This window comes from Streptomyces minutiscleroticus, from assembly GCF_014650875.1.
GTDB classification, from domain to species: Bacteria; Actinomycetota; Actinomycetes; order Streptomycetales; family Streptomycetaceae; genus Streptomyces; species Streptomyces minutiscleroticus.
In genome coordinates this window covers 158,515-179,102 of sequence record NZ_BMVU01000008.1, presented here as the reverse complement: position 1 = coordinate 179,102, position 20,588 = coordinate 158,515, and the positions used below count along the sequence as shown (strand labels likewise).

The following is a 20,588-nucleotide window of genomic DNA, read 5'->3' as shown; positions in this document are numbered from 1 at the left end:
TCACGTCTGTCCACGAGCGGGCTCGACGTCCCCCGCCCGCTTGGCCAGCGGGTGACTCACGGCAGCCCACGCCGGCCATTTCGCTGAGAAAACGTCACTGATCAGGCGGGGATGGCCCGCCGTCCACTTAGGGTCCAGCAGTCCGGCCTCCCGCAGGAACCGCGTGACGTCCTGCACGGAGTAAGCCAGGCCGAGGCTCATGCTGCCTTGCGGGTACCGAAGCCGCCAGATGCCGGTCAGGTTTGCCTGGCCATCCATGCGGAGCACGTGCTCGCCGTGATCGTCTTGGTTGACCAATGACCGAGGCAGGCTCGGAAGCGGATTCTGTCGTTGACGCCGTCGGGGAAGTTCTTGTTCTTGTAGCGGACGGCGCCGACGCCGTCCGCGTTGAAAACGGCACCATAGCGGACGACGCGGTTTTGGCCGTCGCGGATCTCCCAGTCCACGACGGCGGAGGAACCGTCCGACCTTTTGTCGTAGAGAGAACCAGTCGCCTAGTAGGGCTGAGTAGCAGGTGCCTGACCAATACCTTGCTCAGGCAACCGCGTGCCTCCGCCCCGCCGGAACAGCTCAAGAGGTGGCCCAAGCCGCGCCCGCAGCCACCGTCGTCCCGCGCTCAGACGGCCGAGACTGACTGCAGCCGCTGGTACAGATCCTCCACGAACCACCAGCCGCCGCGGTGTGCCGCAGCGGCCTGTACCTCTCCGGCTCCAACACCAGCTCGACATTGTCGTCCACGGGGACGACTGCCCCGACGCCGTAGAAGCCGACCTCCGCCAACACCTGCTCCGGCCGAGGTGGACGACGGTCCAGCAGCACGGTCCGACGACAAAACGGAGAGAACCGCGCCGCCTGCTCAAGCCCCGTGCGCCAGCCGGGAGCGCGCACCACGGCCAGATCGACCTGCAAGGACCGCACTGCACGCCGGATGACGCTGTTCTCGTCCCGCTCGACGGCGCCGACCGGCAAGGCCCGCACAGCGCGCCGAGCAGGCGGATCGAGCATCTCCAGCGAAACGGGCATACCCACCGGCAGCGTCAGCAGGCTTTCCAAGTCGGCCATCCGGTCCAGCGGAGCCCAGCCACACGTGCCAAACGGATCAGATGTGTCTCTGTCCAAGCCCCTACCCGCAGGGCGGAGTCAATGTCGCGACAGCCGCTTGGCACCAGCAGCGACTGGTTCCCGCCCGACGTGCCACGTTGTTCTCCTCTGTCCGTCTCGCGTCACTACCCGTGCTGAGCAGGCGTTTCAAGGTTTCCCCAGGATTCCCTGCACTACAGCCGAGCAAAGTGGCTCTCGCCGCTCCGGGGATGCCGTGCCAGTACGAGGTCACGCCGGAGCCGCTCAGGACCGGAACCCGAATGAAGGAGCCAGATGTTCAAGCGAGTGAGCAACAGCTGCAGGAACACGGCACGGATCGCCGGCGCCGTCGCCGCAGGCACTGCGCTGATGGTGGGCGTCACGGGTGGTACGGCCAACGCCGCCACCGGCTGGACGGCGCAGTACACGTCCGCGGACATGGTGGGTGTCCACGCCTGGGGCACGATCGATGACGGCGAGCGGTACATCCTCAACGTCAATGTCAAGGACACCGCGGCAGACAGCCACGGCGCCCGCGTGCGGATCCGCACGACGTACTCCGACGGTGGTGTCAGGGAGGAGAACCTGAGTGCCTCAGGCCTGAACGCCGTGCGGAGCACGACCTGGAACTACGCCGCGAACGCCACCAGGTTCCAGGTCAAGGAATGCCTCACCGAGGCTGGCGTCGACTATGCCTGCGGCAGCTGGTCCACCTTCTACCAGGGCTGACGGAACTACAGGCGAGAAAGGACGACATCGATGCAGCGACGCGATACGCGAAGTCCCCGGGGTCTGGGTGTCGTGCTGGCGGGCGCACTCGCCTCGGTCGCACTGGCCGGGGTGTCACCGGCGCAGGCGGAGTCGCAGGCAGAGCCGAAGTCGCAGTGCCGGTCCAATGCCAGCACGATCAGCGGCGTGTCCCTCTCCTTCCAGATGTGCTGGGACTCGTCCGGTACCAGCATCGAATACACGCTGAAGGACACGCTCGGCGACGGACGACGCGCCGAGGCGTGGATCCACACCCCTTCGGGCGGTGACCGGAAGCTCGACGAAGTTACCGGCGGTGCAGGCAAGGGTCACATCGACTGGACGAGCTTCACTTTTGACACCAGTGACGTCTGGATGAAGGCGTGCAGCAGCGCTGCGAACACGAATCGCAGGTGCGACAGCTGGCGGTGACTCACGGCAAAGCACAGTGTCGCGGAGCCGCCGGTCGCGGCTGCGGCACTCACAGCCGTCCGGCCTGCACCGCGGTATCCGGAGAGGTCCGGCGTCCGCCGGACCTCTCCGGGCGGGCCAGGGGCCGGAGAGCTGACGTGCGCATTCGTGGAACTGGTCGCCCGGTGGGGTACCGGCGTACTGCATCTACCTGCCGCTGTGGGCGTGGCTGGGCAGTCCCGCGTTGTAGCGCACAGCGAACCACTGGCTGACCGCGTCCGAGGTGACGCACGGGCGGCGGGGCGATCGGGGAGTCGGACAGGCGAGTCGGTCCTCGTACCCTGCCAGCCGGACGGAACAGCCACTGACCAGCCGGTTCAAGGTCGAGACAAGGTTCTCCCACGGCTTGGCCGCCGGCGTGGTGCCCGGCGAAGGCACTCGGTCTTCGGCTGCCTCGTGCAACAGCATCGAGAAGGGAATTCCTGTGAAGCGAACGCTTTCCGTACTGCTGGTCGCCGGCGCCGCGACCGCCGGTCTCATGGCCGTGCCGGGGACGGCCGACGCGGCCGGCGGCTGCAAGACCATGAGCGCGCCCGGAGGCGGCTCCGCCTATGTGTGCAAGAACTACTACTCGCAGGGCGGCGGGCTGTATTACGGCGACTTCTCGGTGAGCCGGGCCGCGTCCAGCGTGTACGCGCAGGTCTACTACGACGGCAACGTGGAGACCGTCACCTCGCGCGGCAACGGCACCAAGGGGGGATTCAGCGACGTCGCCGCGTTCCATGTCCGGGTCTGCAACAGCGGGTGCGGTTCCTGGTACTGACCTGCTGCGGGTAGCAGGTCCGGGGGCAGGGGTGCCGGGCTGGACGGGGGCAGCAGGCCCGCCCGGCACCCCGTTGCCCGTGCGCGCATCGGGCTACGGTGCTCCGAGCGTTCTTAGCCGGTCGCACAGGCGGTCGGCTTCGGCGGTGCGGTTCTGGGACCGGTACAGCTCCAGAGCCCGCTGCCAGGCATCGCGTGCGTCCACGTCATGGTGCAGGGACCGATGGGTTTCGCCGGCGTTCACGAGGGTGTCGGCCTCGTGCGCCGTGTCGCCGGCCTCCCGGAACAGAGCCAAAGCCTGCTCGTAGTGGTTCAGCGCGTCTTGATACCGGCCGGTGTGATGGGCGATGTACCCCAAACTGTCCAGGGTCGACGCTCCATGGGCCGGCAGGCCCTCCGCGCGGAACAGGGCGAGGGCCTGCTCGCAGTGAGCTTGGGCTTCCGTGTACTGCCCGAGCTGCGCGTGCATCCAGCCGACCGCGTTGAGCTGATTCGCCTGCCACAGAGGATGGTCCACCTTCTGATACAAACGCAGCGCGCGCACCGCATGACCGAGCGCGCGATCGTTGTCTCCCCGCTCTTCCCAGGCGCGTCCCAGGGTGCGGTGGATGTGGGCTTGGCCCGCGGTGTCCCCCGTGTTCTCGGCGAGGGTGAGAGCGATACGCAGGTGGTCGAGCGCCTGCGCGTGGTCACCGGCGCGGGCGCTGGCGAATCCCAGACGCCAGTGCGCCAAGGTCTTGGCCGTGAAATCGTCGCCGTCGTGTTCGGCTGCGGCGAGGGCGGCGTGCCACACGGTGGCGTACTCCTGCAGACGGTGTCCGCCCAGCTGGTAGGAGATGAGCGTCCAGGCCAGCTGCCACACGACTCGGTGGCGGCCGAGGACCGCGGCCTGCGACTGGGCTGCGAGCAGGCACTCGTGCTCGTCGTGGAACCACTGGAGCGCGGCCGCGGTGTCGCTCAGGCGGACGGGACGGCTGCCGCTGGCAGGAGGGTCCGGCTCGGGCCGGAAAGGTGTGTACGGGCCGTCCAACAGCCGGTTGGCAGCAAAAGCGGTGTGAAGATAGTGATCCAGCAACCGGGACTGAGCGGATCGGGCCTCTCGCTCGGGGAGGCCGTCGGCGAGCTCGGCTGCGTACAGGCGGATCAGGTCGTGCATACGGTACCGCCCCGGACGGTACTGCTTCACCAGGTGTGCGGTCTCCAGCTCCGTCAACAGCGCTCGGACCTGGGCCGAAGGGAGTTCTGCCAGGCTCGCGGCGGCTGCGAGGCCGATATCCGGTCCTTCTGCCAGACCCAGGAGGGAGAACAGACGGCCGGCCGAAGAGGAGAGGGCTTGATGTGATGCGGCGAAGACGGCGCGCACGTTCAGTGTCAGATCGCCCGGATCGAGTGCGGTGAGACGGTCGGCGGCCCGGACGAGTTCCTCGGCGAGGACCGCGAGCCGGAAGTCGGGATGCGTGGCGGCACGGGCGGCCACTACACCGAGAGCCAGCGGCAGCCCTGCGCAGTGCTCCACCAGGGCGGCGACGGCTTCGGGCTCGGCAGAGGTGCGCTCCGCGCCCAGGCGACCCGCCAGCAGCGCATGCGCCTCCTCCGGGCCGAGGATGTCCAATGGCAGGAGGCGGGCACCGTGCGCGGTCATCAGAGCGGTCAGGCGGCTGCGGCTGGTGACGAGGACTGTACACAGAGGGCTACCCGGCAGCAGCGGGCGGACCTGGTCGGCGTCGCGGGCGTCGTCCAGGAAGACCAGCATGCGCCGCTCCGCCAGGAGGCTCCGGTACAGAGCGGACTGAGCCTCGCAGTCCGTGGGGACGCGGTCATGGGCGACGCCCAGAGCTTCCAGGAACCCACGCAATGCCACCTGCGCTGACAGCGGGGAGGTACGCGGGTCGAAGCCGTGAAGATTGACGTACAGCTGCCCGTCGGGGAACCGCTGTATGTTCCGGTTCGCCCACTGGGCAGCCAGCCAGCTCTTGCCCACGCCTCCCGGCCCGCAGATCACCGTGGTCGCCATGGTGCCGTCCGGCCCGTTCCCGAGAGACTTGCTGAGCTGCTCCAACTCCTCGTCGCGACCGGTGAACAGGGCGGGTGGAGCCGGCATCTGGCGCGGCACAGGAGCCGAGAGCACGGCAGCGGACGGGCGGACCGGGACGGCGAGGGACGCATCAGCGGCGAGAACCTGCTGGTGCAGCCGGCGCAGGGGCGGACTCGGATCGATGCCCAGCTCCTCCGCCAGTCTCCGGCGCATACGCTGGTAGTGCTCCAGCGCGTCCGCCGAGCGTCCGGAGCGATGGAGGGCGAGCATCAACTGGCCGGCCAGACGCTCGTCCAGCGGGTGGACGGCGACCTGCTCGAAGAGTCTGGCGAGCACGTCGGTGTGGCGGCCGCGACGCAGGGCGATGTCGTTCCGGTCCAGTTCCGCGGTGAGCTGCTCGCGGTGGAGTGTCTCACGCAGCTCGGTGAACCAGGGCGTCTCCAGAGCGCCGAACGCGGACCCGCGCCATAGCCCCAGGGCCTGGTCGAACAGGGCGGCCGCTTGGTCGTCCTCCTCGGCACGACGCGCTCGTGCGACCAGCTCGCGGAACCGGTGCAGGTCCACCGTCGCACTATCGCCCACGAGTTGGTATCCACCGAGTTGCCGGCGGATACAGACCTCATCGTCACAGGCCGTCTCCAGAGCGTGCCGCAGTCGGGAGACATAGCTGTAGAGCGTGGGGCGCCATCGCTGAGGTGGCCGGTCGCCCCAGATGCGATCGCCCAGCCGGTCCACGGTGACGGTACGGTTGACGTCCACCAGCAGTGCCGCCAGCACAGATCGCTGCCGCAGGTGCCCGATGTCCACCGGACTGCCGTCCACGCACGCCTCGATCTCACCGAGCACTACGAACTGCGTTCTCACCGTGTCCCGTCCTGAATGCCGCCCTCTGCTGATTTTTTCGTTTCACTCTGACCCGACGGCCCGATGGCCACCTGGGCTTTCGCAGAGTTGGCCAGAAAGGGCCGCCCCGCGAGACCCGCAGGCGACGGAACGGTGGAGCGACCCGGACCGTGCCACGGCGGAGGGGCAGGGTCACTACCCGGGCCGAGCAGCCTACGCACGGTTCGAAGGAGCGCTTGAAGCGGTACAGGGCCGCGTTTCCATCCGGAACCCACTGCTCGGTCGCGATCACCGGTGATTCGAGCAGGGGCGCCTGGGATCACGGCGAGAGCTGCCGTGATGAGGCTGCCGACGGCGATCAGTGCGGTCAGACGGAGGGCAGAGCGCCCCCGGCGCTCGACACAGTCGCTCCTGGAACGAAGCCGAGCGGCCGGGCGGCTGCAGCAGGCGTCATCCAGTTCAGCTGTTGAGGGGCGACGGCTCTGTCGGAACAGGGCAAACGTCGTCTGACGCGGCCCGGGCGGCGCCGGTTCCGCTGGTGAAGAACTCGATCATGCGCTCCAGGCCGCGTTCGCCGAACATGGTCTCCAGGCTGGTGGCGGAGTCGGCGGCGGACGCCTCGCTGCGCGGGAAGAGGGCCTCCTCGTATGCGGTCAGTGCGGTCTCGATGTCGCCGGGGTGGGCGGCGATCGCCTGGCCCAGTTCGGCTCCGTCGAGCATGGCCAGGTTGGCGCCTTCCCCGGCGAAGGGGGACATCAGGTGGGCGGCGTCGCCGAGCAGCGTCACGCCCGGGACGCGGTGCCAGCGGTGCCCGACCGGTAGGGCATGGATACGGCGCGGCACCAGCGCGCCGTCGGCATCGGCGACGAGAGAGCGCAGATCTGCGTCCCAGCCCTCGAAGTGGGCGAGGACAGCGGTCTTGGCGGCGGCGGCGTCACCGAAGTCGATGGTGTCGAGCCAGCCTTCGTCGGCCCGCAGCGCGGTATAGATGTGCAGGCTGCCGTCGGTCTCACGGTGTGCGAGGAAGCCGCGCCGCTCCCCGAGGCAGAAGAAGGATCCTCCGCCGATGACTGCGGCGCTGCGCGGGTGGCGGATGTCGGCCTGCAGCAGGTCGATCTCGACGAAGGAGATGCCGGTGTAGGTGGGCGTGGCGTCCGAGACCAGCGGGCGGACACGTGACCAGGCGCCGTCGGCGCCGATGAGGAGGTCGGTGGTGATCACCGAGCCGTCGGCGAAGGTCACCTCGTGGCGTCCGCCGCCCAGCGGACGGACTCTGCCGGCCCTCTTGCCCCAGCGGACCGTGTCGTCGGGCAGGGAATTCAGCAGCAGTGCGCGCAGGTCTCCGCGGTCCACCTCTGGGCGGCCCTGGCTGTCGTCGCCGCTGTTGTCCAGATAGACGGTGCCGTCCGGGCCGAGCAAGCGCATCGCCTCACCGCCCTCGTGGATGATTTTGCGGAAGTCCTCTTGGAGGCCGGCGGCGTGCAGTGCCTTTTGGCCGCTGTCCTCGTGGATGTCGAGCATGCCGCCCTGGGTGCGGGCCTGCGCCGACGCCTCCAGGTCGAAGACGGCCGCCCGGATGCCGGCGGTGTGCAGGACACGGGCGGTGGTGAGACCGCCCAGACCTGCGCCGATGATCGCTACGGGGACATGGGTGCTCATCAGGGCCTCCTGAAGGGTGCGTGTGCGACGGGTCGCTCCGGGCTGACGCGGGGAGGGTCTGCTCGGCCGTGGTTGCCGGCGTGGCCACGTTCGGTGTCATGTGCTCCGACCGGCCCCTCCACCGTAACGAACATGTTCGTGACGAACAAGTTCGTTCACGGGTGCGATGCGCCACGGCTCGACACAGGGCAACCCGGAGTCCGCCAGCCCCTCGACGCGGCGCACCACCGCACGGCCGATGCGCGCACAGCGTCCGAACCGCGCGGGGCGGGGCGATCAGCCGTCGGCGCCGGGCACGGGCGTGCTCGTGATGCCGTTGATCAGAACCTCGAACCCCCAGGTCAGCCGCGCCCCGGCACCACTGATGAGAGCGGGCATATGCGCCTTGATCGCCGGATGAGTGCTGTCGTCCGCGGTGTGCAGGGCCTGGGTGAGCGCGTCCCAGTCGTCCTGGGCTGCGGGATCCTGCGCCCTGGTGGACTGCTCGGCAGCAGTGGCGGTAGCCGACTGGAGCAGCTGGTCGACGCCCCAGGCCACCTGCTCGACCGCTGCTCCGCTGCGCGAGAGCAGATCCAGAATGCGCTCCACCAGCCGGAGGTAGTTCCCGCCACTGGGACGTGCCACCAGGGCCGACCGGGCGAGCTGCGGGTGCTGGAACAGCACCAGGGTGTAGGAGGTCAACACGGCCACCAGTTGCTCGCGCCAGCTGTCCTCGCCCCCCTCGCGGGCCAGGTCGACCTCGCCCAGCAGCGCGTCCAGCACGGCCGCATGCAGTTCGGCGGTATGGGCGACGTAGACGTAGAGCGAGGCCGGGCCGGTGTCCAGCTCCTGCGCAAGCCGGCGCATGGTGACCTTCTCCAGCCCCTCGGCACGCATGATCCGTACGGCAGTGTCCACGATCCACTGCCGGGACAGGGCAGGCTTGGCAGGACGCTCCCGACGGCTCGCCGGCTCTTTTCTCGCAGTCACGCCCCGATCGTAACGAACACGTTCGCACCATCAGGCCACCCAGCCGGCTCCTCGGCAGCCCAGGGGGCAGAGCGCGCCGATACGACAGTTCACCCCTTTCGGTGTCCGCTTCCGCCGCGATCGTCCATCCGGCGTCGCCTTCCTCCGTGAGCCGCCGCCCTCGCGCCGCCTCGGCTTCGAGAAGGCACTACGCCTGCATCGGGACCCGTGGGCGGAGGGCGAGGGCACGCAGGTTCGGCTGCTGCCCTACGGACTGCTCCCGCTGACCTCCCTGATCGCCCTGGTGCGCGGCAAGGCGTGGATCGCCCTGTCCGCCGCGGCGACGATGATCTACGCCGGCTCCGTCTTTCCCGGTGGCGCGCTCTTCGACACCGAGGGCAGGGCGGGACTGGGCTACTACGGGCTCGGCGCTCCGATCACCGCCCGCGACCTGCTCCTGTCCGCGACACTCTGTGCCGCCTGCCTCGTCCTGGCGGTCTGCCGCCCCGGCCGGCTGCGCCGCCCCTCGTACCGCCGGCTGATCCCCCTCGCGTTCGCCCTCTTCGTCACCGGCGGGCTGCACATCATCGCCATCAGATCCCTCTTCCAGCGCGGCATGTTCGTCCTCGAGATCACCGGTCTGCTCATCGCGTGGGTCGCGACGGCCGCCACCGGCGACCACCGCTGGCTGATCCCCGTCGCGGCGTTCGCGTTCGTCCGCGTCCAGGCGATCGTCGTCCAGCCAGACGGCCTCATGCAGTCCCTGCCCGGCCTGCTCGTCCTCGTCCTCCTCATCACCCCTCCCGCGGACAGAGAGAACGATGCCCCAGCACGACCCCTTGGCCCTGTCCACTCCCCCGGCGCCGACGGGCCCCCGGGAGCGAACCGCACACACCGGGCAGGCGGCCCGGTCGTGGCTCCCGTTCCCGCTGTACCTCCTGGCGTTCCTGGCGGTCTACCTCCTCGCGGTCTGCACCCCGTTCGGACAGCGCGCGGAGAACGCCCTGCTCACCGGCGACGACGGCGCCACCCCGTCCTGGATCTACGACCTGTGGGGAGCGGCCTACGGCTCCTCGGCCCTGCCGCCCCTCGAACGCACCGCCGTACCCACCCTGATCGCGAGTCTCGTGGTCATCGCGGCCGTCGCCGCGGTGCGCAGGCGCCGGCGGCAGGGGTGCGTGGCGGTCGGCGCCGTCGCGGCCGCGATCGTCACCAAGGAACTCGCCAGCCGCGTCCTGCCCCGCCCCGACCTGATCGGCGCGGAGGAAGTCCTCATCGAACCGAGTTTCCCCAGCGGACACGCGGCCGTCCCCGCCGCACTGGTCCTCGGCGCCCTCCTCGTCGCCTCCCCCCGCGTGCGCCCCCACCTCCTCATCGTCGGCTCCCTGTGGTTCGCCGTGACCGCCGCCGTCCAGGCCACGTACCACCACCGGCCCGGCGACGTCCTCGGCGGTCCCGCCCGGCGATCAGCCGCACGGCTTCCGGTGCGGACGAGGCCGCTGGGTCGTTCCGTCCCACGGCGCGTCTGATCGATGATGCAATTCCGTCCAGCGCAGCAGTCTCCGCAATTGCATTCGAGCTGTATTGGCCCGGCATCGCCGTGACGGATCAGCCCCTCACCGACACGGCGTCGGGCGCCATCACGCCACCACAGCACCGTCTTCAACGGTGCACGCGCATGTCCACACTGACTCTTGTCACGCGCGTGTCCGCACTGATTCTTGTCTCACTTCCGTGTTTGCCTTCCGGCAGAGTGTTGCCCCACGTCATGGTCCGCTGACTACTACGGCTGAAGGGTTTGGGCTATCCGTCGTGTGCTTCGAACTCGGTCGCCAGCGTCTGTTGGGTGGCCGCCCACGACGCCAGGAGCGCCAGATTGTCAGCGGCCGGTGTGCCCGCGGGTGCGGTGTAGACGTTGAGGTGCAGGCCGGGTTCGGCGGGCAGTCCCAGGGACTCGACGTCCAAGTCGAGCTGGCCCACGACCGGATGGCGCACCCGCTTGCGGCCGGACCGGTGCAGCCGCACGTCCTGAGATGCCCACCGCTGCCGAAATAGCTCACTGCACGTTGACAGTTCGCCGACCAGGGCGATCAGCTCCTCGTCGTGCGGATTGCGGCCGGCCTCCATGCGCAGCTTCGCGGCCGCGTCACCGGCAACCTGGTCGTAATCGACGAAGAAATCCCTGGCCGCCTCAGGGTTCAGGTAGACGAACCGCGCCGTGTTCGCGGGCCGTCGCGGGTCGGCCAGCACCGGTGAATACAGCGCGCGAGCGAGTTGGTTCATGGCGAGCACGTCATAACGGCCGTTACCGATCCAGGCCGGCGCATCGGAGATCGCGTCGAGCACCTGCTGCAGCGTCGAGCGCACCGTCACGGCAGGCCTGCGCCGGCGTGGGCCGCTGGGCGCCCTGGATCGGCGCGCGAGGTGGAACAGGTGATCTCGCTCGGCCTCGTCGAGTTGCAGGGCAGAGGCCAATGCGTCGAGCACGCCATCGGAGGCACCGGCGAGGCTGCCGCGCTCCATGCGCACGTAGTAGTCGACCGATACCCCCGCCAGTAGGGCTACCTCCTCGCGGCGAAGACCTTTGACCCGACGGTTACCGCCGTAAGCGGGCAGGCCCGCCTGCTCGGGTGCGATGCGGGCGCGACGCGAGCCGAGAAACTCCCGGATCTCGGTGCGTAGATCCATCGTGGCCATCCCCTCACCGTAAGCCCGTCCCACAGTCTATGGGGTGCCCGATGCGGTCGTCGCGGTGCCGCCGTCCACCGGGATGACGGTGCCCGTGAGGTAGGCTCCGGCCCGGCTGGCGAGAAACACGGCGATACCCGCCATGTCGTCGTCGCGGCCGAGCCGGCGCAGAGGGGCCGCCGCCGCGATCGTGTCGCCGATGGCGTCGAGCACGGACGCCATCATCTGCGACGGGAACACTCCCGGTGCTACCGCGTTCACCGTGATGTGCTGTGGGCCCAGCTCTCTGGCAAGCACCCTGGTGAGTTGATGGAGTGCCGCTTTGCTGCTGGCGTATGAGTAGTTGGGCGACGCGGCGACGTGGATGGCGGCGATACTGCCGATGTTGACGATCCGCGCGGGATCATCGGCGGTGCCCGCCCTGCGAAGTGCGGGGAGCAGCGCCTGCACCAGCCAGAACGGCGACTTGAGGTTGAGGTCGATCACTGCGTCCCAGGCCTCGTCCGGGAACGTCTCCAGCGGCTCGTGCCACATCGCTCCCGCGTTGTTGACGAGGATGTCCAGGCGTTCCGAGTCGGCCTTGACAAGATCAGCGAGGCGCTGACACTCGTCGTGCCTGGACAGGTCGGCGGGGATTGCTCGAACGTCGCCGAATTCGGACAGCAGGTGCTGTGCCTCCGCGCACGCGTCTGCCTTGCGTGAACTGATGATGACGCGGGCGCCCGCCTGCAGAAGGCCGCGCGCTATCATCATCCCAATGCCCCTGGTGCCGCCGGTGACAAGTGCGCACTTCCCACTCAGATCGAAAAGGTCTGCGTGAGGGGTGAACTGGTTGTCCGCCATGGGTCTCCGTCCCTTCTTTCGTGGAAGAATGCGCCGACACGGTCGCGCATTCGGGCAGCTGAATCGATGGGGATAAAGCTGCAGTGCGTTTCCATGAAGTGTTGTCGGCGCTTTCGACTCAACCAGGTTGACAGGCGTTTTGAACGTCTGGGAGACCCTGGTGATACAGGTACTGTGAGAGCCCCCTTGCCTGGTGCGCTGACTCACCTCGGATCCACCGGCTTGATTCCCGGCTGATCGTTTCGAGGTCGTGCGGGCCGTGTCGGGGCTTCGGCGACAAGGGCTACGACTCCGAACCCAACCTCCGCGAACTGCGAAAGCGCCGGATCCTCCCGGTCATCTCCCGCAGGGGTCCCGGACATCCAGGGCCTGGGCAAACTCCGCTACGTCGTCGAGCAGACCTTCGCCCTCCTCCACCAGTTCAATCGCCTCGCCGTCCACTGGGAACGCCGCACCGAACTCCACAGCGCCCTCATCTTCCTCGCCTGCGGCCTCGGGGGACGCCGTCGAGCTTGAGGTGGGCTGCGTTGACCGAGGCGAGAACGGGCGTGTAGCCGAGTGCGTCCCACACGTGCAGCCACGCCCTGAACAGAGACGTCTGGCCGAAGTGGCTCACGTTCTCGCCGACGTGGACCAAAGGGCGACCGAGGCTCGCAATGTCGCCAAGGCTGCCGCGTCTCGCAAACCGCTCACCCTGGTCTCCTACGGGCTGCGCGAGGGCGAAGTCCGCGGCCTGTCCCGCCGGGGTGCGGCGTGAGCAGCCTCCGGACCCACGACCGACGCGAGATCGGCGGAGTGTACGGCCCACACCGCGGCGCGCCCGGATTCACGATGGAGCCCGTCGGCCGTGTGCCGACCCGCACCGTGCCGCACCGGCATGCGCACGCCCCGGGCACGGCGGAGGGATGACCGACGGCCGGCGCACCGCCACTTCAGCATCACGCCCGGTGAAGAGCGCACCACCACAACGTTCCGTCCCAGGCGGGACCACAGCGCATCAGCCGGAGACGGGACCGCCCCGTTCCCTCACCTCAGCACGTCTCGATCGACTGCCCAAGAGGAGAAACCCGGTCGGACACGACGCTTGACCGGCCCCGCCCTTTCCGGGATGACACTCCCGTACCGGAGGTCGGTCATAGCCGTGTGGCTGTGCGGACCAGCCTTGCGAGGGCGAGGGAGCGGCTGTGGGCCGGCCAGGCGATGTGGGTGACGACGGGGGGCGCGTCGGTCAGGGGGACGGCGGTGTGCTCGGCCCACAGCCAGGTGCGGGCGGAGTCGGGGAAGACGGCCACGGTGCGTCCGAGGGCGATCAGTTGGGCCAGTTGCGTCTGGTCGTGGATCTCGGGGCCCGGGCCGGGTGGGTAGATGCCGTTGCGGGCCCAGCGGGCGAGCGGAAGACCGGGGATGTTGCTGACGTCGGCAAGCGACAGGGTTCTGTGCGCGGCGAGGGGGTGCCCGGCGGGCAGGACGGCGATCTGCCCTTCGGTCATCAGTTCCTCGCTGTCGAATCCGGCGAGGGAGTTGAACGGTTTGTGCATGAGCGCCGCGTCAGCGCGGCCGTCGCGCAGCATTTCTTCCTGCTCACACGTGCCGCTCGGCAGTACCTCGATCTCGGCGGCGTCGGGCTCGGCCGCGTAGGCGTCGAGGAGCTTGTGCAGCAGCTCGTGAAACGCGCCGGCCTTCACCGCCAGCACCAGGCGGTTGCGGGAGCCGCCCGGGCGGTCGGCGCCGCCGGCGCGGCGGGTGCGGCGGGCAGCGGCGGTGGTCGCGTCGAGAGCCGCGCGGCCCTCGTGCAGCAGCATCTCTCCGGCGTCGGTCAGGGCGACGCCGCGGCGGTTGCGCTGCAGCAGCGAGACGCCGAGGCGCCGCTCGAGCCGCTGGATCGCCCGGGACAGCGGTGGCTGCGCCATGCCCAGGCGCTCGGCGGCACGACCGAAGTGCAGTTCCTCGGCCACGGCCAGGAAGTACCTCAGCTCGCGGGTCTCCAGGGCGTCCGGGGTGTCCGGGGTGTCCATGATCCCACCATACCTCGGTGATACCTGCCGGGTATCACAGGGCATTGTGTCGGTATTGGCTGCGCCGCTTGTCCGCGAGTGACCATCGACGGCATGAGCGACACCACGAACACACCCTCTTCGTCACTGCCCGGCGGCACCTGGACCCTGGGCGACCTGACCGTCGACCGCTTCGGCTACGGCGCCATGCAGCTCGCCGGCCCCGGGGTCATGGGCCCGCCCGCCGACCACGACGGCGCGCTCGCCGTCCTGCGCGAGGCCGTCGACCTCGGCATCACCCACATCGACACCGCTGGTGCCTACGGACCACGCGTCACCAACCGGCTGATCCGCGAAGCGCTGCACCCCTACCCCGCATCGCTGCGCATTGTGACCAAGGTCGGCGCGGTCCGCGACCGGCAGGGCGGCTGGCCCCCGGCCCGGCGGCCGGAGGAACTGCGCCGCGCCGTGCACGAGAACCTGGACGACCTCGGCCTCGACGCGCTCGACGTGGTCAATCTCCGGCTCGGCGACGCCCAGGGCCCCCGGCCCGGCTCGCTGGCCGAGCCCTTCGAGGCGCTCGTCGAACTCCAGCGGCAGGGCCTGATCCGGCACCTCGGAGTAAGCAACGCGACGGCGGAGCAGGTCGCCGAGGCACGCTCGATCGCACCGATCGTGTGCGTGCAGAACATGTACAACCTCGCCCACCGCCAGGACGACGGGCTGATCGACGAACTCGCCGAGCAGGGCATCGCCTACGTGCCCTTCTTCCCGCTCGGCGGCTTCACCCCGCTGCAGTCCTCGGCACTCTCCGCCGTGGCCGCCCGGCTGGACGCGACGCCCATGTCGGTCGCCCTGGCCTGGCTGCTGCGGCGATCCCCGAACATCCTGCTCATTCCCGGCACGTCGTCGGTGGCGCACCTGCGCGAGAACGTCGCCGGCGCGGGCCTTGCGCTCTCCGACGAGGAACTCGCCGAGCTGGACAAGATCGGCCGTTAGAGCCCGTTCGGGGCGAGAGCACCCGGTGGGGCCAGGCTGCGGATCCAAAGCATGAGGCCGCAGAACTCCCTGCCGACCGGGACGGCAGTGAACCCTGTTGCGCGAGTCGGGCCGGCGGGTTCGGCGCCCGCCACCGCCCGGCCCTTCTCGCGCGTGCCTCGGCCGTCCTCAACCGTCTTCTCCGGCACGGTTGAGGACACCGGCGCCTCCGAGCATGCACCACCTCTTTCAGGCTGCTCCCACAGCCGATCCGATGGCGAGCCGACCCGCCTACCGGCAGTCACGGCTCGATCAACGCCCCTTCGCCATCCGTCGCGACGCCTGCTCAGGCTTCATCCGAGGCCGCGCCTCGGCCAAGACAGCAAGGATCTCCCATGTCCTGGACCAAGCCCCGACACCGCGCGGCCCACTTCACCGCGGGCGCGGCGTTTGCCGCGTTGCTCGTCACCGCCGTCGCGGCCACACCCCGAAATGCGTCCGCCGCCTCCGAACGCGTATCAGGCTTCACGCGCCACACGATCACCCAGAAGGTCTCGCTCACCGGCAGCGGACCAGCCGACCAGACGGTGAGCGCCGTGGAATACCGGCCGACCCACGCCCGCGTGAAGGGCCCCCAGGTGATGATCCCGGGCGTCACCTACGACCACAGGTGCTTCGATCTCAAGACAGACCGCGGCTGGATCTCACAGGCACGCGAGGCGGCCGAAGACGGCTGGATCACCGTCGCCGTGGACCGCCTGGGAACCGGCAACTCCAGCAGCCCGGCCGCGGACAAGCTGAACGGCACGACGCATGCCGCCACCATCCACCAACTGATCACCACGCTGAAGACCGCCCACAAGGGGCTGCCGGTCGCACTGGTCGGCCACTCCATGGGAAGCACGGTGGCCGTCCAGGAAGCCGCGACCTACAAGGACGTCGACGCCGCCGCCGTCACCGCCCTGGCCGCCGCGGTGGCCGGTGGCGCCGCCTTCACGGCACCCGCCTCCGCCGCTGCGCAGGGCGCGTACGCCGCCGAGTACAACGGAGCCTGCGGTTCCGGCTACAGCGTCGTCCACGGCCGCCACATCGGCGACCTCGGCACCGTCTACCTCACCTGGAACGAGCGGATCGGCGAGAACTGCGCCGTGACCGTACGGGCCCGGAAGGGCGCGGCCGTGTACATGCAGGCGAAGGTCTACCAGACCAACCACACCCAGGTCAGCTCCTCGGACTCCGGCGCCTACACCACCTACGCGGGCCCGGTCCACATCCCGGCCCGCGGCGAGTGCGCCACCGTCCGCGGCCAGATCGCCGACACGTACACGAGCTTCTCGGGCTTCTGCGGCTGACCTTGTTCCCCGCGCGCGGACGGCCCGCCACCCGCGCCGGGAACACGGCCCCGCCTACGAGCAGGGGCAGTACAAGGGTTTTGCAGGCAAGGCTCGGGGCGACGGCACGCGCGGTGCGCATCTCGGCGGCAGGGACGGTACAGACGGCGACCAGAGCGATGACGAACCGTGCGCATGGGGGTGCGGCCTGGTCGAGCAGGTCGCTCAGCAGGTCGGAGAGGAACGGCCGCGCGGTGTTCATCGGGTCGCCTACGAACAGGAGGCGGGCAAGGTCACGCAAGACCACTCGCTCGCGGCGGAAGGGGCGTGCGCATGAAGACGGGTCGCTCACTGGAGCGCTCTGCAGCGGGCGGCCGTCGCGAGCCCTTGGTCTAGTCGATCATTGTCTGGGGCGGCTGGGTCAGACGTGCCCGAAGAACAGGCTGCCCGGGGCGTCCGGGTCGTTGGACAGGAAGTGTTCGCGGATCGCGCGGATGAATTCATGGCGCGAGATCACGCCGTCTCCGTCGGTGTCCAGCCGGGCGAAGCTGTCCATCGCGTCGGGCGCGTCGATCCTCCACACATCCCTCAGGAAGCGGGAGAACTCGTCCTTGCTGATTTCGTTGTCGCCGTCGACGTCGATGACGTCGAACATGGCGTGGCCACCGCCCTCGGTCACGTTGAGGCGGCTGGTGTCGATGACGGCGAGGCGGTTGGCCGTGACGAACTGGTCTTTCGTGAGCCGGTCGCTGTTCACGTCCGCGTGGCGCAGCAGCTCCAGCCAGTAGATCTGGCAGAACGTGTGGAGCGCCCTGGCTCGGCGGTCGGCCCTGTCGAGGCGGTAGCCCTGGATGTAGCGGTCGGCGAGCTGCTGGTAGTCCGTCCAGTCCACGTAGCCGTCGCGGTTGGCGTCCATGGTGTCGAAAGTGCGTTCGAGCTTGAGGGTGATGACATCCTGCGTGGTCGTGGTCATGCGCCGAGTCCTTCCGGAATGTTGCCTTGCATCTCCTTCAGCATGGGGCAAAGCATTCGTCAGGCATATCGAACAGTGCATATGACACCTGATCTAGTGAACACCCCTTTGTGATCCGCCCTCCCCTCGTGCCCGAAGGCCGCCGCCGGTGGGCACAGAGGCAGTCGTGCAGCAGGTCCCCCGAGGTGGGCCGGCCGGTGTCAGAGGACAGACGTCCGGGGGGTGACGCGGTTCCCGTCCGCGCAACCATGCACGTCAGGCCCTCGTTGCGATGACGGATGCGTGCCTGTGGACGCTTCCCGGGCACGGCCGGACGGCGCGTGCCGGAGCAGAGGGAAGGAGTGAGAGGCCTGTGCGATCCGAATGCGTGCCCGCATGGGATGTCTCCGCGTTCCGTATCGAGCAGGGCACCGCGGCCGGTGGGACGCTGCTGGAGCGGACCCGTCGGCTGAGAGCGCGAATCCTGTACGACCGCGGGCGTCGGCCCGGTTTCCGCACGGCGGACGGCGTGTACGCGGACGAGCAGGACCTGGACTTCGGCGCCTGGCATTTCATCGCACGGCGAGAGCCGCACGGACGCCCTGTGGGGTATGTGCGGCTCGCCACGCCGGAGACGGGCCGGCTGTTTCAGACCAGGGCGTACCTGGGTGCGGACCGCTACGAAGAGGTGCTGCGCGCGTACGGCGTGGGCGCTACGGAAACGTTCGAGCACAGCCGGCTGGTGGTCGAACACCATGCACGCAAGCTGGGGCTCGGCATCTATCTGAACGCCGTCGCCATCGCCGCCGCCCGCCACCTGGGTGCCAAGGCGATGATCGGGACCTCCGGCACGGCCGACGGCCAGAACCTGTTCCATGAGCGTTTCGGCTTCCGTCCGGTACCGGAAACCCGTCGGCACGTCGAGCGGTACACCGAAGACGTCGTCGTCCTGCTGTACCGGGCGGCGGGACCGGCCGGGGAGTACAACGCTCTGGTGGAGGGCTTGGAAGATCAGTTCCCGGCCTTCGTCACGCCCGCAGAACGAATCGGGTTCGACGAGGACCGCATGGCAGACGACGGGCACGAGGCGGCGGCTCCTGCCGTCCCGGCCACGGCCACCACTTCACCCGCCCATGGCGTCGATCGCTGGCAGCCTGCGCTGTTCGACCTCGGCCGTACGCAAGACGCGCTGGACTTCGAAGCTCTGCTCGGCTCAGGGCAGGTGCGTGAGGTACACGACACGATCGAGGACCAGCTCAGGGAACTGGTCACCAGCCGCGACCCCGAACTGCGGCGTTCGCCGGCGGCGGTGGAGCAGGCCGTGCGCGAGCAGTTGGCGGGCCGCGGTCTGCGGGAGTACGGGACGTGGGTCTGGTACCCGTGGTCGGGCCGCGTGGTGCATCTGCTGCCCAAGGAGGAGTTCCGCCTGGTACGCACCGACCGCAACCGCGGGAAGATCGAGCGCCCGCAGCAGCGCGAGCTGCTGCGGCGCCGTGTCGGCATCATCGGCCTGTCGGTCGGCAGCAGCGCGGCTGTCACCTTCGCCATGGAAGGGATCGCGGGCGCGTTCAAGCTGGCCGACTTCGATCACCTCAGCCTCTCCAACCTGAACAGGCTGCGCGCCGGCGTCCACCACCTCGGGCTGAACAAGTGCGTGATCGCCGCCCGGCACATGGCGGAGATCGACCCCTGGCTGGACATCGAGATCTACCCCGGCGGCCTGACCGAGGAGGTGATGGAGGAGTTCTTCAGCGCAGGCAACGGGCCCATCGACCTCCTCGTCGAGGAATGCGACACCCCGTACGTGAAGCTCGCGGCCCGGGAGCGTGCCCGTGCCCTGCGCATCCCGGTCGTCATGGACGCCAACGACCGCGGTCTGCTGGACGTCGAGCGGTTCGACCTCGAACCTCACCGGCCGCTCCTGCACGGAATCCTCGGCGAGACCACCTCCCGTGACCTCGCCGACCTCACGCCCGCGCAGACGGTGGACACCATCCTCGCCATGGTCGGCCGCGACACCATCAGCCGCGACATGGCCGCCTCCATCCCCCGCCTGGGCACCACCCTCAGCAGCTGGCCGCAACTCGCCTCCGGTGTCGCCCTGGGCGGCGCTCTCACCGCAGAGGCCGCCCGCCGCATCCTCCTGGGGCTGCCCCGCCCCTCGGGCCGGTTCTACACCGACCTCGAAACCCTCACGCGCGCCGAGAAGAGCACCCTGGCATGACCACCCTCGCCCACGAGCCCGCCGCTTCCCACACCGGAAACGGCCTGTCCGTGCCCTTCGCCGTCACCGGCACCGGACTTCACGTCCCCTCGCAGGTCGTGACCAACGACGACCTCACCCGCTCCACCCGCAGAAGCGGCGACTGGATCACCACGCGCACCGGTATTCACGAACGCCGCCGCCTCGCACCCGACCTGGCCACCTCGGACATGTGCGTGGCCGCCGCCCGCCCCGCCATGGAAGCAGCCCGGATCACCCCGGACGGCCTGGACGCCATCATCGTGGCCAGCTACACCCACGACCAGCCCCTGCCCTCGACCGCGCTGATCGTCAAAGACGCCCTCGGCGCCTGTAGCGCGCTCGCCCTGGACGTGGCCCACGCCGCCTGCGCCTCCGGCGTCCACGCCGTGCTCCTGGCCGCTCACCTCCTGCAGAACCCCTCCCTCGGCACGGTCCTCGTCATCGGCGCCGACTGTGCTTCCCGCGTCACCCGTCCGGGCGACCGCACCGCCGGGGTCTTCTTCGGCGACGCCGCGGCAGCCGCCGTCCTCACCCGCACCGGTACAGAAGGCGCGGGACTGCTCTCCTACGACATCGGCTCCCAGCTCTCCTACGCGGTGCAGATCCCGGCAGGCGGATCCCGTCGGCCCACCAGTCCCGAAAGCCTCGCCGCCGGAGCGCACTACGTGAGCATGGACGGGCGCGCCGTGTGGGACACCGCGACCACCCGTCTGCCCGAAAGCATCACCCGGGCCGTCCGCCATGCCGGCCTCGTAGTCGAGGACATCGACCACTACTTCCTCCACCAGGCCAACATCAACATCCTGGATGCGGCCCGCAGTCAGCTGGGCATTCCCGCCGACCGCGTCCCCATCACCCTCGACCGACTCGGCAACACCGGCGCCGCAGGAATCTTCACCGCTTTGCACCAGACCGTCTCCCAGGACGGACTCCGGCCAGGAGACACCTACGTCATGTGCGCGATCGGAGCCGGGTTCCACTGGGGCACCCTGTGCCTGCGCCAGTGAGTGTC

The 20,588-nt window shown here is 69.3% G+C and carries 18 protein-coding genes and 1 pseudogene; 9 read left to right on the top strand and 10 right to left on the bottom strand.

Annotated elements, in window-relative coordinates; genetic code table 11:
• Positions 1 to 236: 236 nt before the first annotated feature.
• Both IE271_RS12520 and IE271_RS12515 read right to left on the bottom strand, forming a co-directional pair.
• The gene (locus IE271_RS12520) at positions 237 to 446 is read right to left on the bottom strand and encodes a hypothetical protein (protein ID WP_190190318.1); all 210 of its coding nucleotides are present in this window, start codon (positions 444 to 446) and stop codon (positions 237 to 239) included.
• A 124-nt stretch (positions 447 to 570) separates the two neighbouring features.
• Positions 571 to 1,062: a hypothetical protein gene (locus tag IE271_RS12515; RefSeq protein ID WP_190190317.1), complete on the bottom strand. Its 492-nt coding sequence runs from the start codon at positions 1,060 to 1,062 to the stop codon at positions 571 to 573.
• Positions 1,063 to 1,374: 312 nt separating this feature from the next.
• Here IE271_RS12515 and IE271_RS12510 point away from each other — a divergent pair, with 312 nt between their 5' ends.
• From IE271_RS12510 to IE271_RS12500, 3 genes are all read left to right on the top strand, one after another.
• Positions 1,375 to 1,809, top strand: a complete 435-nt coding sequence (locus IE271_RS12510) for a hypothetical protein (RefSeq protein WP_190190316.1) — start codon at positions 1,375 to 1,377, stop codon at positions 1,807 to 1,809.
• Positions 1,810 to 1,839: 30 nt separating this feature from the next.
• Complete coding sequence (locus IE271_RS12505) at positions 1,840 to 2,259, top strand: hypothetical protein (protein WP_190190315.1); 420 nt, start codon at positions 1,840 to 1,842, stop codon at positions 2,257 to 2,259.
• Positions 2,260 to 2,722: 463 nt separating this feature from the next.
• The gene (locus tag IE271_RS12500) at positions 2,723 to 3,061 is read left to right on the top strand and encodes a hypothetical protein (protein ID WP_190190314.1); all 339 of its coding nucleotides are present in this window, start codon (positions 2,723 to 2,725) and stop codon (positions 3,059 to 3,061) included.
• A 93-nt stretch (positions 3,062 to 3,154) separates the two neighbouring features.
• Here IE271_RS12500 and IE271_RS12495 read toward each other — a convergent pair whose 3' ends face one another.
• The 3 genes from IE271_RS12495 to IE271_RS12485 all read right to left on the bottom strand — a co-directional run bounded on the left by IE271_RS12495 (position 3,155) and on the right by IE271_RS12485 (position 8,566).
• Positions 3,155 to 5,959 (bottom strand): AfsR/SARP family transcriptional regulator, encoded by a 2,805-nt coding sequence (locus tag IE271_RS12495; protein WP_190190313.1) that lies wholly within the window; start codon positions 5,957 to 5,959, stop codon positions 3,155 to 3,157.
• A 438-nt stretch (positions 5,960 to 6,397) separates the two neighbouring features.
• Positions 6,398 to 7,597, bottom strand: a complete 1,200-nt coding sequence (locus IE271_RS12490) for an FAD-dependent oxidoreductase (RefSeq protein ID WP_190190312.1) — start codon at positions 7,595 to 7,597, stop codon at positions 6,398 to 6,400.
• A gap of 276 nt (positions 7,598 to 7,873) precedes the next feature.
• Positions 7,874 to 8,566, bottom strand: a complete 693-nt coding sequence (locus IE271_RS12485; protein WP_190190311.1) for a TetR/AcrR family transcriptional regulator — start codon at positions 8,564 to 8,566, stop codon at positions 7,874 to 7,876.
• Between the two features lie 205 nt (positions 8,567 to 8,771).
• On the opposite strand from IE271_RS12485, the pseudogene IE271_RS41945 reads away from it, so the two are divergent.
• Positions 8,772 to 9,347, top strand: a pseudogene (locus IE271_RS41945) (hypothetical protein); the annotation flags it as partial.
• 19 nt (positions 9,348 to 9,366) lie between these two features.
• On the top strand, positions 9,367 to 10,074 hold the full coding sequence (locus IE271_RS12475) for a phosphatase PAP2 family protein (protein ID WP_190190309.1): 708 nt from the start codon (positions 9,367 to 9,369) through the stop codon (positions 10,072 to 10,074).
• Between the two features lie 274 nt (positions 10,075 to 10,348).
• Here the strand turns inward: IE271_RS12475 and IE271_RS12470 are convergent, their stop codons facing one another.
• From IE271_RS12470 to IE271_RS12460, 4 genes are all read right to left on the bottom strand, one after another.
• A complete protein-coding gene (locus IE271_RS12470; protein WP_190190308.1) occupies positions 10,349 to 11,242 on the bottom strand; it encodes a helix-turn-helix transcriptional regulator in 894 nt (297 codons plus the stop codon).
• Between the two features lie 27 nt (positions 11,243 to 11,269).
• Positions 11,270 to 12,076 carry an SDR family oxidoreductase gene (locus IE271_RS12465; RefSeq protein ID WP_190190307.1) on the bottom strand — a complete coding sequence of 269 codons (807 nt, stop codon included), beginning with the start codon at positions 12,074 to 12,076 and terminating at the stop codon, positions 11,270 to 11,272.
• A 336-nt stretch (positions 12,077 to 12,412) separates the two neighbouring features.
• Entirely contained in the window at positions 12,413 to 12,541 is a 129-nt protein-coding gene (locus tag IE271_RS43295; RefSeq protein WP_268256189.1) for a hypothetical protein, read from the bottom strand.
• Between the two features lie 668 nt (positions 12,542 to 13,209).
• A complete protein-coding gene (locus IE271_RS12460; protein ID WP_190190306.1) occupies positions 13,210 to 14,091 on the bottom strand; it encodes a LysR family transcriptional regulator in 882 nt (293 codons plus the stop codon).
• 93 nt (positions 14,092 to 14,184) lie between these two features.
• On the opposite strand from IE271_RS12460, the gene IE271_RS12455 reads away from it, so the two are divergent.
• Positions 14,185 to 15,069: an aldo/keto reductase family oxidoreductase gene (locus IE271_RS12455; RefSeq protein ID WP_308435177.1), complete on the top strand. Its 885-nt coding sequence runs from the start codon at positions 14,185 to 14,187 to the stop codon at positions 15,067 to 15,069.
• A gap of 374 nt (positions 15,070 to 15,443) precedes the next feature.
• Positions 15,444 to 16,400 (top strand): alpha/beta hydrolase, encoded by a 957-nt coding sequence (locus tag IE271_RS12450; protein ID WP_190190305.1) that lies wholly within the window; start codon positions 15,444 to 15,446, stop codon positions 16,398 to 16,400.
• A gap of 400 nt (positions 16,401 to 16,800) precedes the next feature.
• Here the strand turns inward: IE271_RS12450 and IE271_RS12445 are convergent, their stop codons facing one another.
• On the bottom strand, positions 16,801 to 17,352 hold the full coding sequence (locus IE271_RS12445; RefSeq protein WP_190190304.1) for an EF-hand domain-containing protein: 552 nt from the start codon (positions 17,350 to 17,352) through the stop codon (positions 16,801 to 16,803).
• Between the two features lie 367 nt (positions 17,353 to 17,719).
• Here IE271_RS12445 and IE271_RS12440 point away from each other — a divergent pair, with 367 nt between their 5' ends.
• Entirely contained in the window at positions 17,720 to 19,555 is a 1,836-nt protein-coding gene (locus IE271_RS12440; protein WP_229919288.1) for a ThiF family adenylyltransferase, read from the top strand.
• Complete coding sequence (locus IE271_RS12435) at positions 19,552 to 20,583, top strand: 3-oxoacyl-ACP synthase III family protein (protein ID WP_190190302.1); 1,032 nt, start codon at positions 19,552 to 19,554, stop codon at positions 20,581 to 20,583. The genes IE271_RS12440 and IE271_RS12435 overlap by 4 nt, the downstream gene beginning before the upstream one ends.
• Positions 20,584 to 20,588 lie beyond the last annotated feature (5 nt).

Coding starts and splice junctions, on each gene's coding strand:
- IE271_RS12470 (WP_190190308.1), bottom strand. CDS start 11,242: ATGGCCACGATGGATCTACGCACCGAGATCCGGGAGTTTCTCGGCTCG.
- IE271_RS12515 (WP_190190317.1), bottom strand. CDS start 1,062: ATGGCCGACTTGGAAAGCCTGCTGACGCTGCCGGTGGGTATGCCCGTT.
- IE271_RS12435 (WP_190190302.1), top strand. CDS start 19,552: ATGACCACCCTCGCCCACGAGCCCGCCGCTTCCCACACCGGAAACGGC.
- IE271_RS12445 (WP_190190304.1), bottom strand. CDS start 17,352: ATGACCACGACCACGCAGGATGTCATCACCCTCAAGCTCGAACGCACT.
- IE271_RS12465 (WP_190190307.1), bottom strand. CDS start 12,076: ATGGCGGACAACCAGTTCACCCCTCACGCAGACCTTTTCGATCTGAGT.
- IE271_RS12490 (WP_190190312.1), bottom strand. CDS start 7,597: ATGAGCACCCATGTCCCCGTAGCGATCATCGGCGCAGGTCTGGGCGGT.
- IE271_RS12455 (WP_308435177.1), top strand. CDS start 14,185: ATGAGCGACACCACGAACACACCCTCTTCGTCACTGCCCGGCGGCACC.
- IE271_RS12505 (WP_190190315.1), top strand. CDS start 1,840: ATGCAGCGACGCGATACGCGAAGTCCCCGGGGTCTGGGTGTCGTGCTG.
- IE271_RS12475 (WP_190190309.1), top strand. CDS start 9,367: ATGCCCCAGCACGACCCCTTGGCCCTGTCCACTCCCCCGGCGCCGACG.
- IE271_RS12450 (WP_190190305.1), top strand. CDS start 15,444: ATGTCCTGGACCAAGCCCCGACACCGCGCGGCCCACTTCACCGCGGGC.
- IE271_RS12460 (WP_190190306.1), bottom strand. CDS start 14,091: ATGGACACCCCGGACACCCCGGACGCCCTGGAGACCCGCGAGCTGAGG.
- IE271_RS12510 (WP_190190316.1), top strand. CDS start 1,375: ATGTTCAAGCGAGTGAGCAACAGCTGCAGGAACACGGCACGGATCGCC.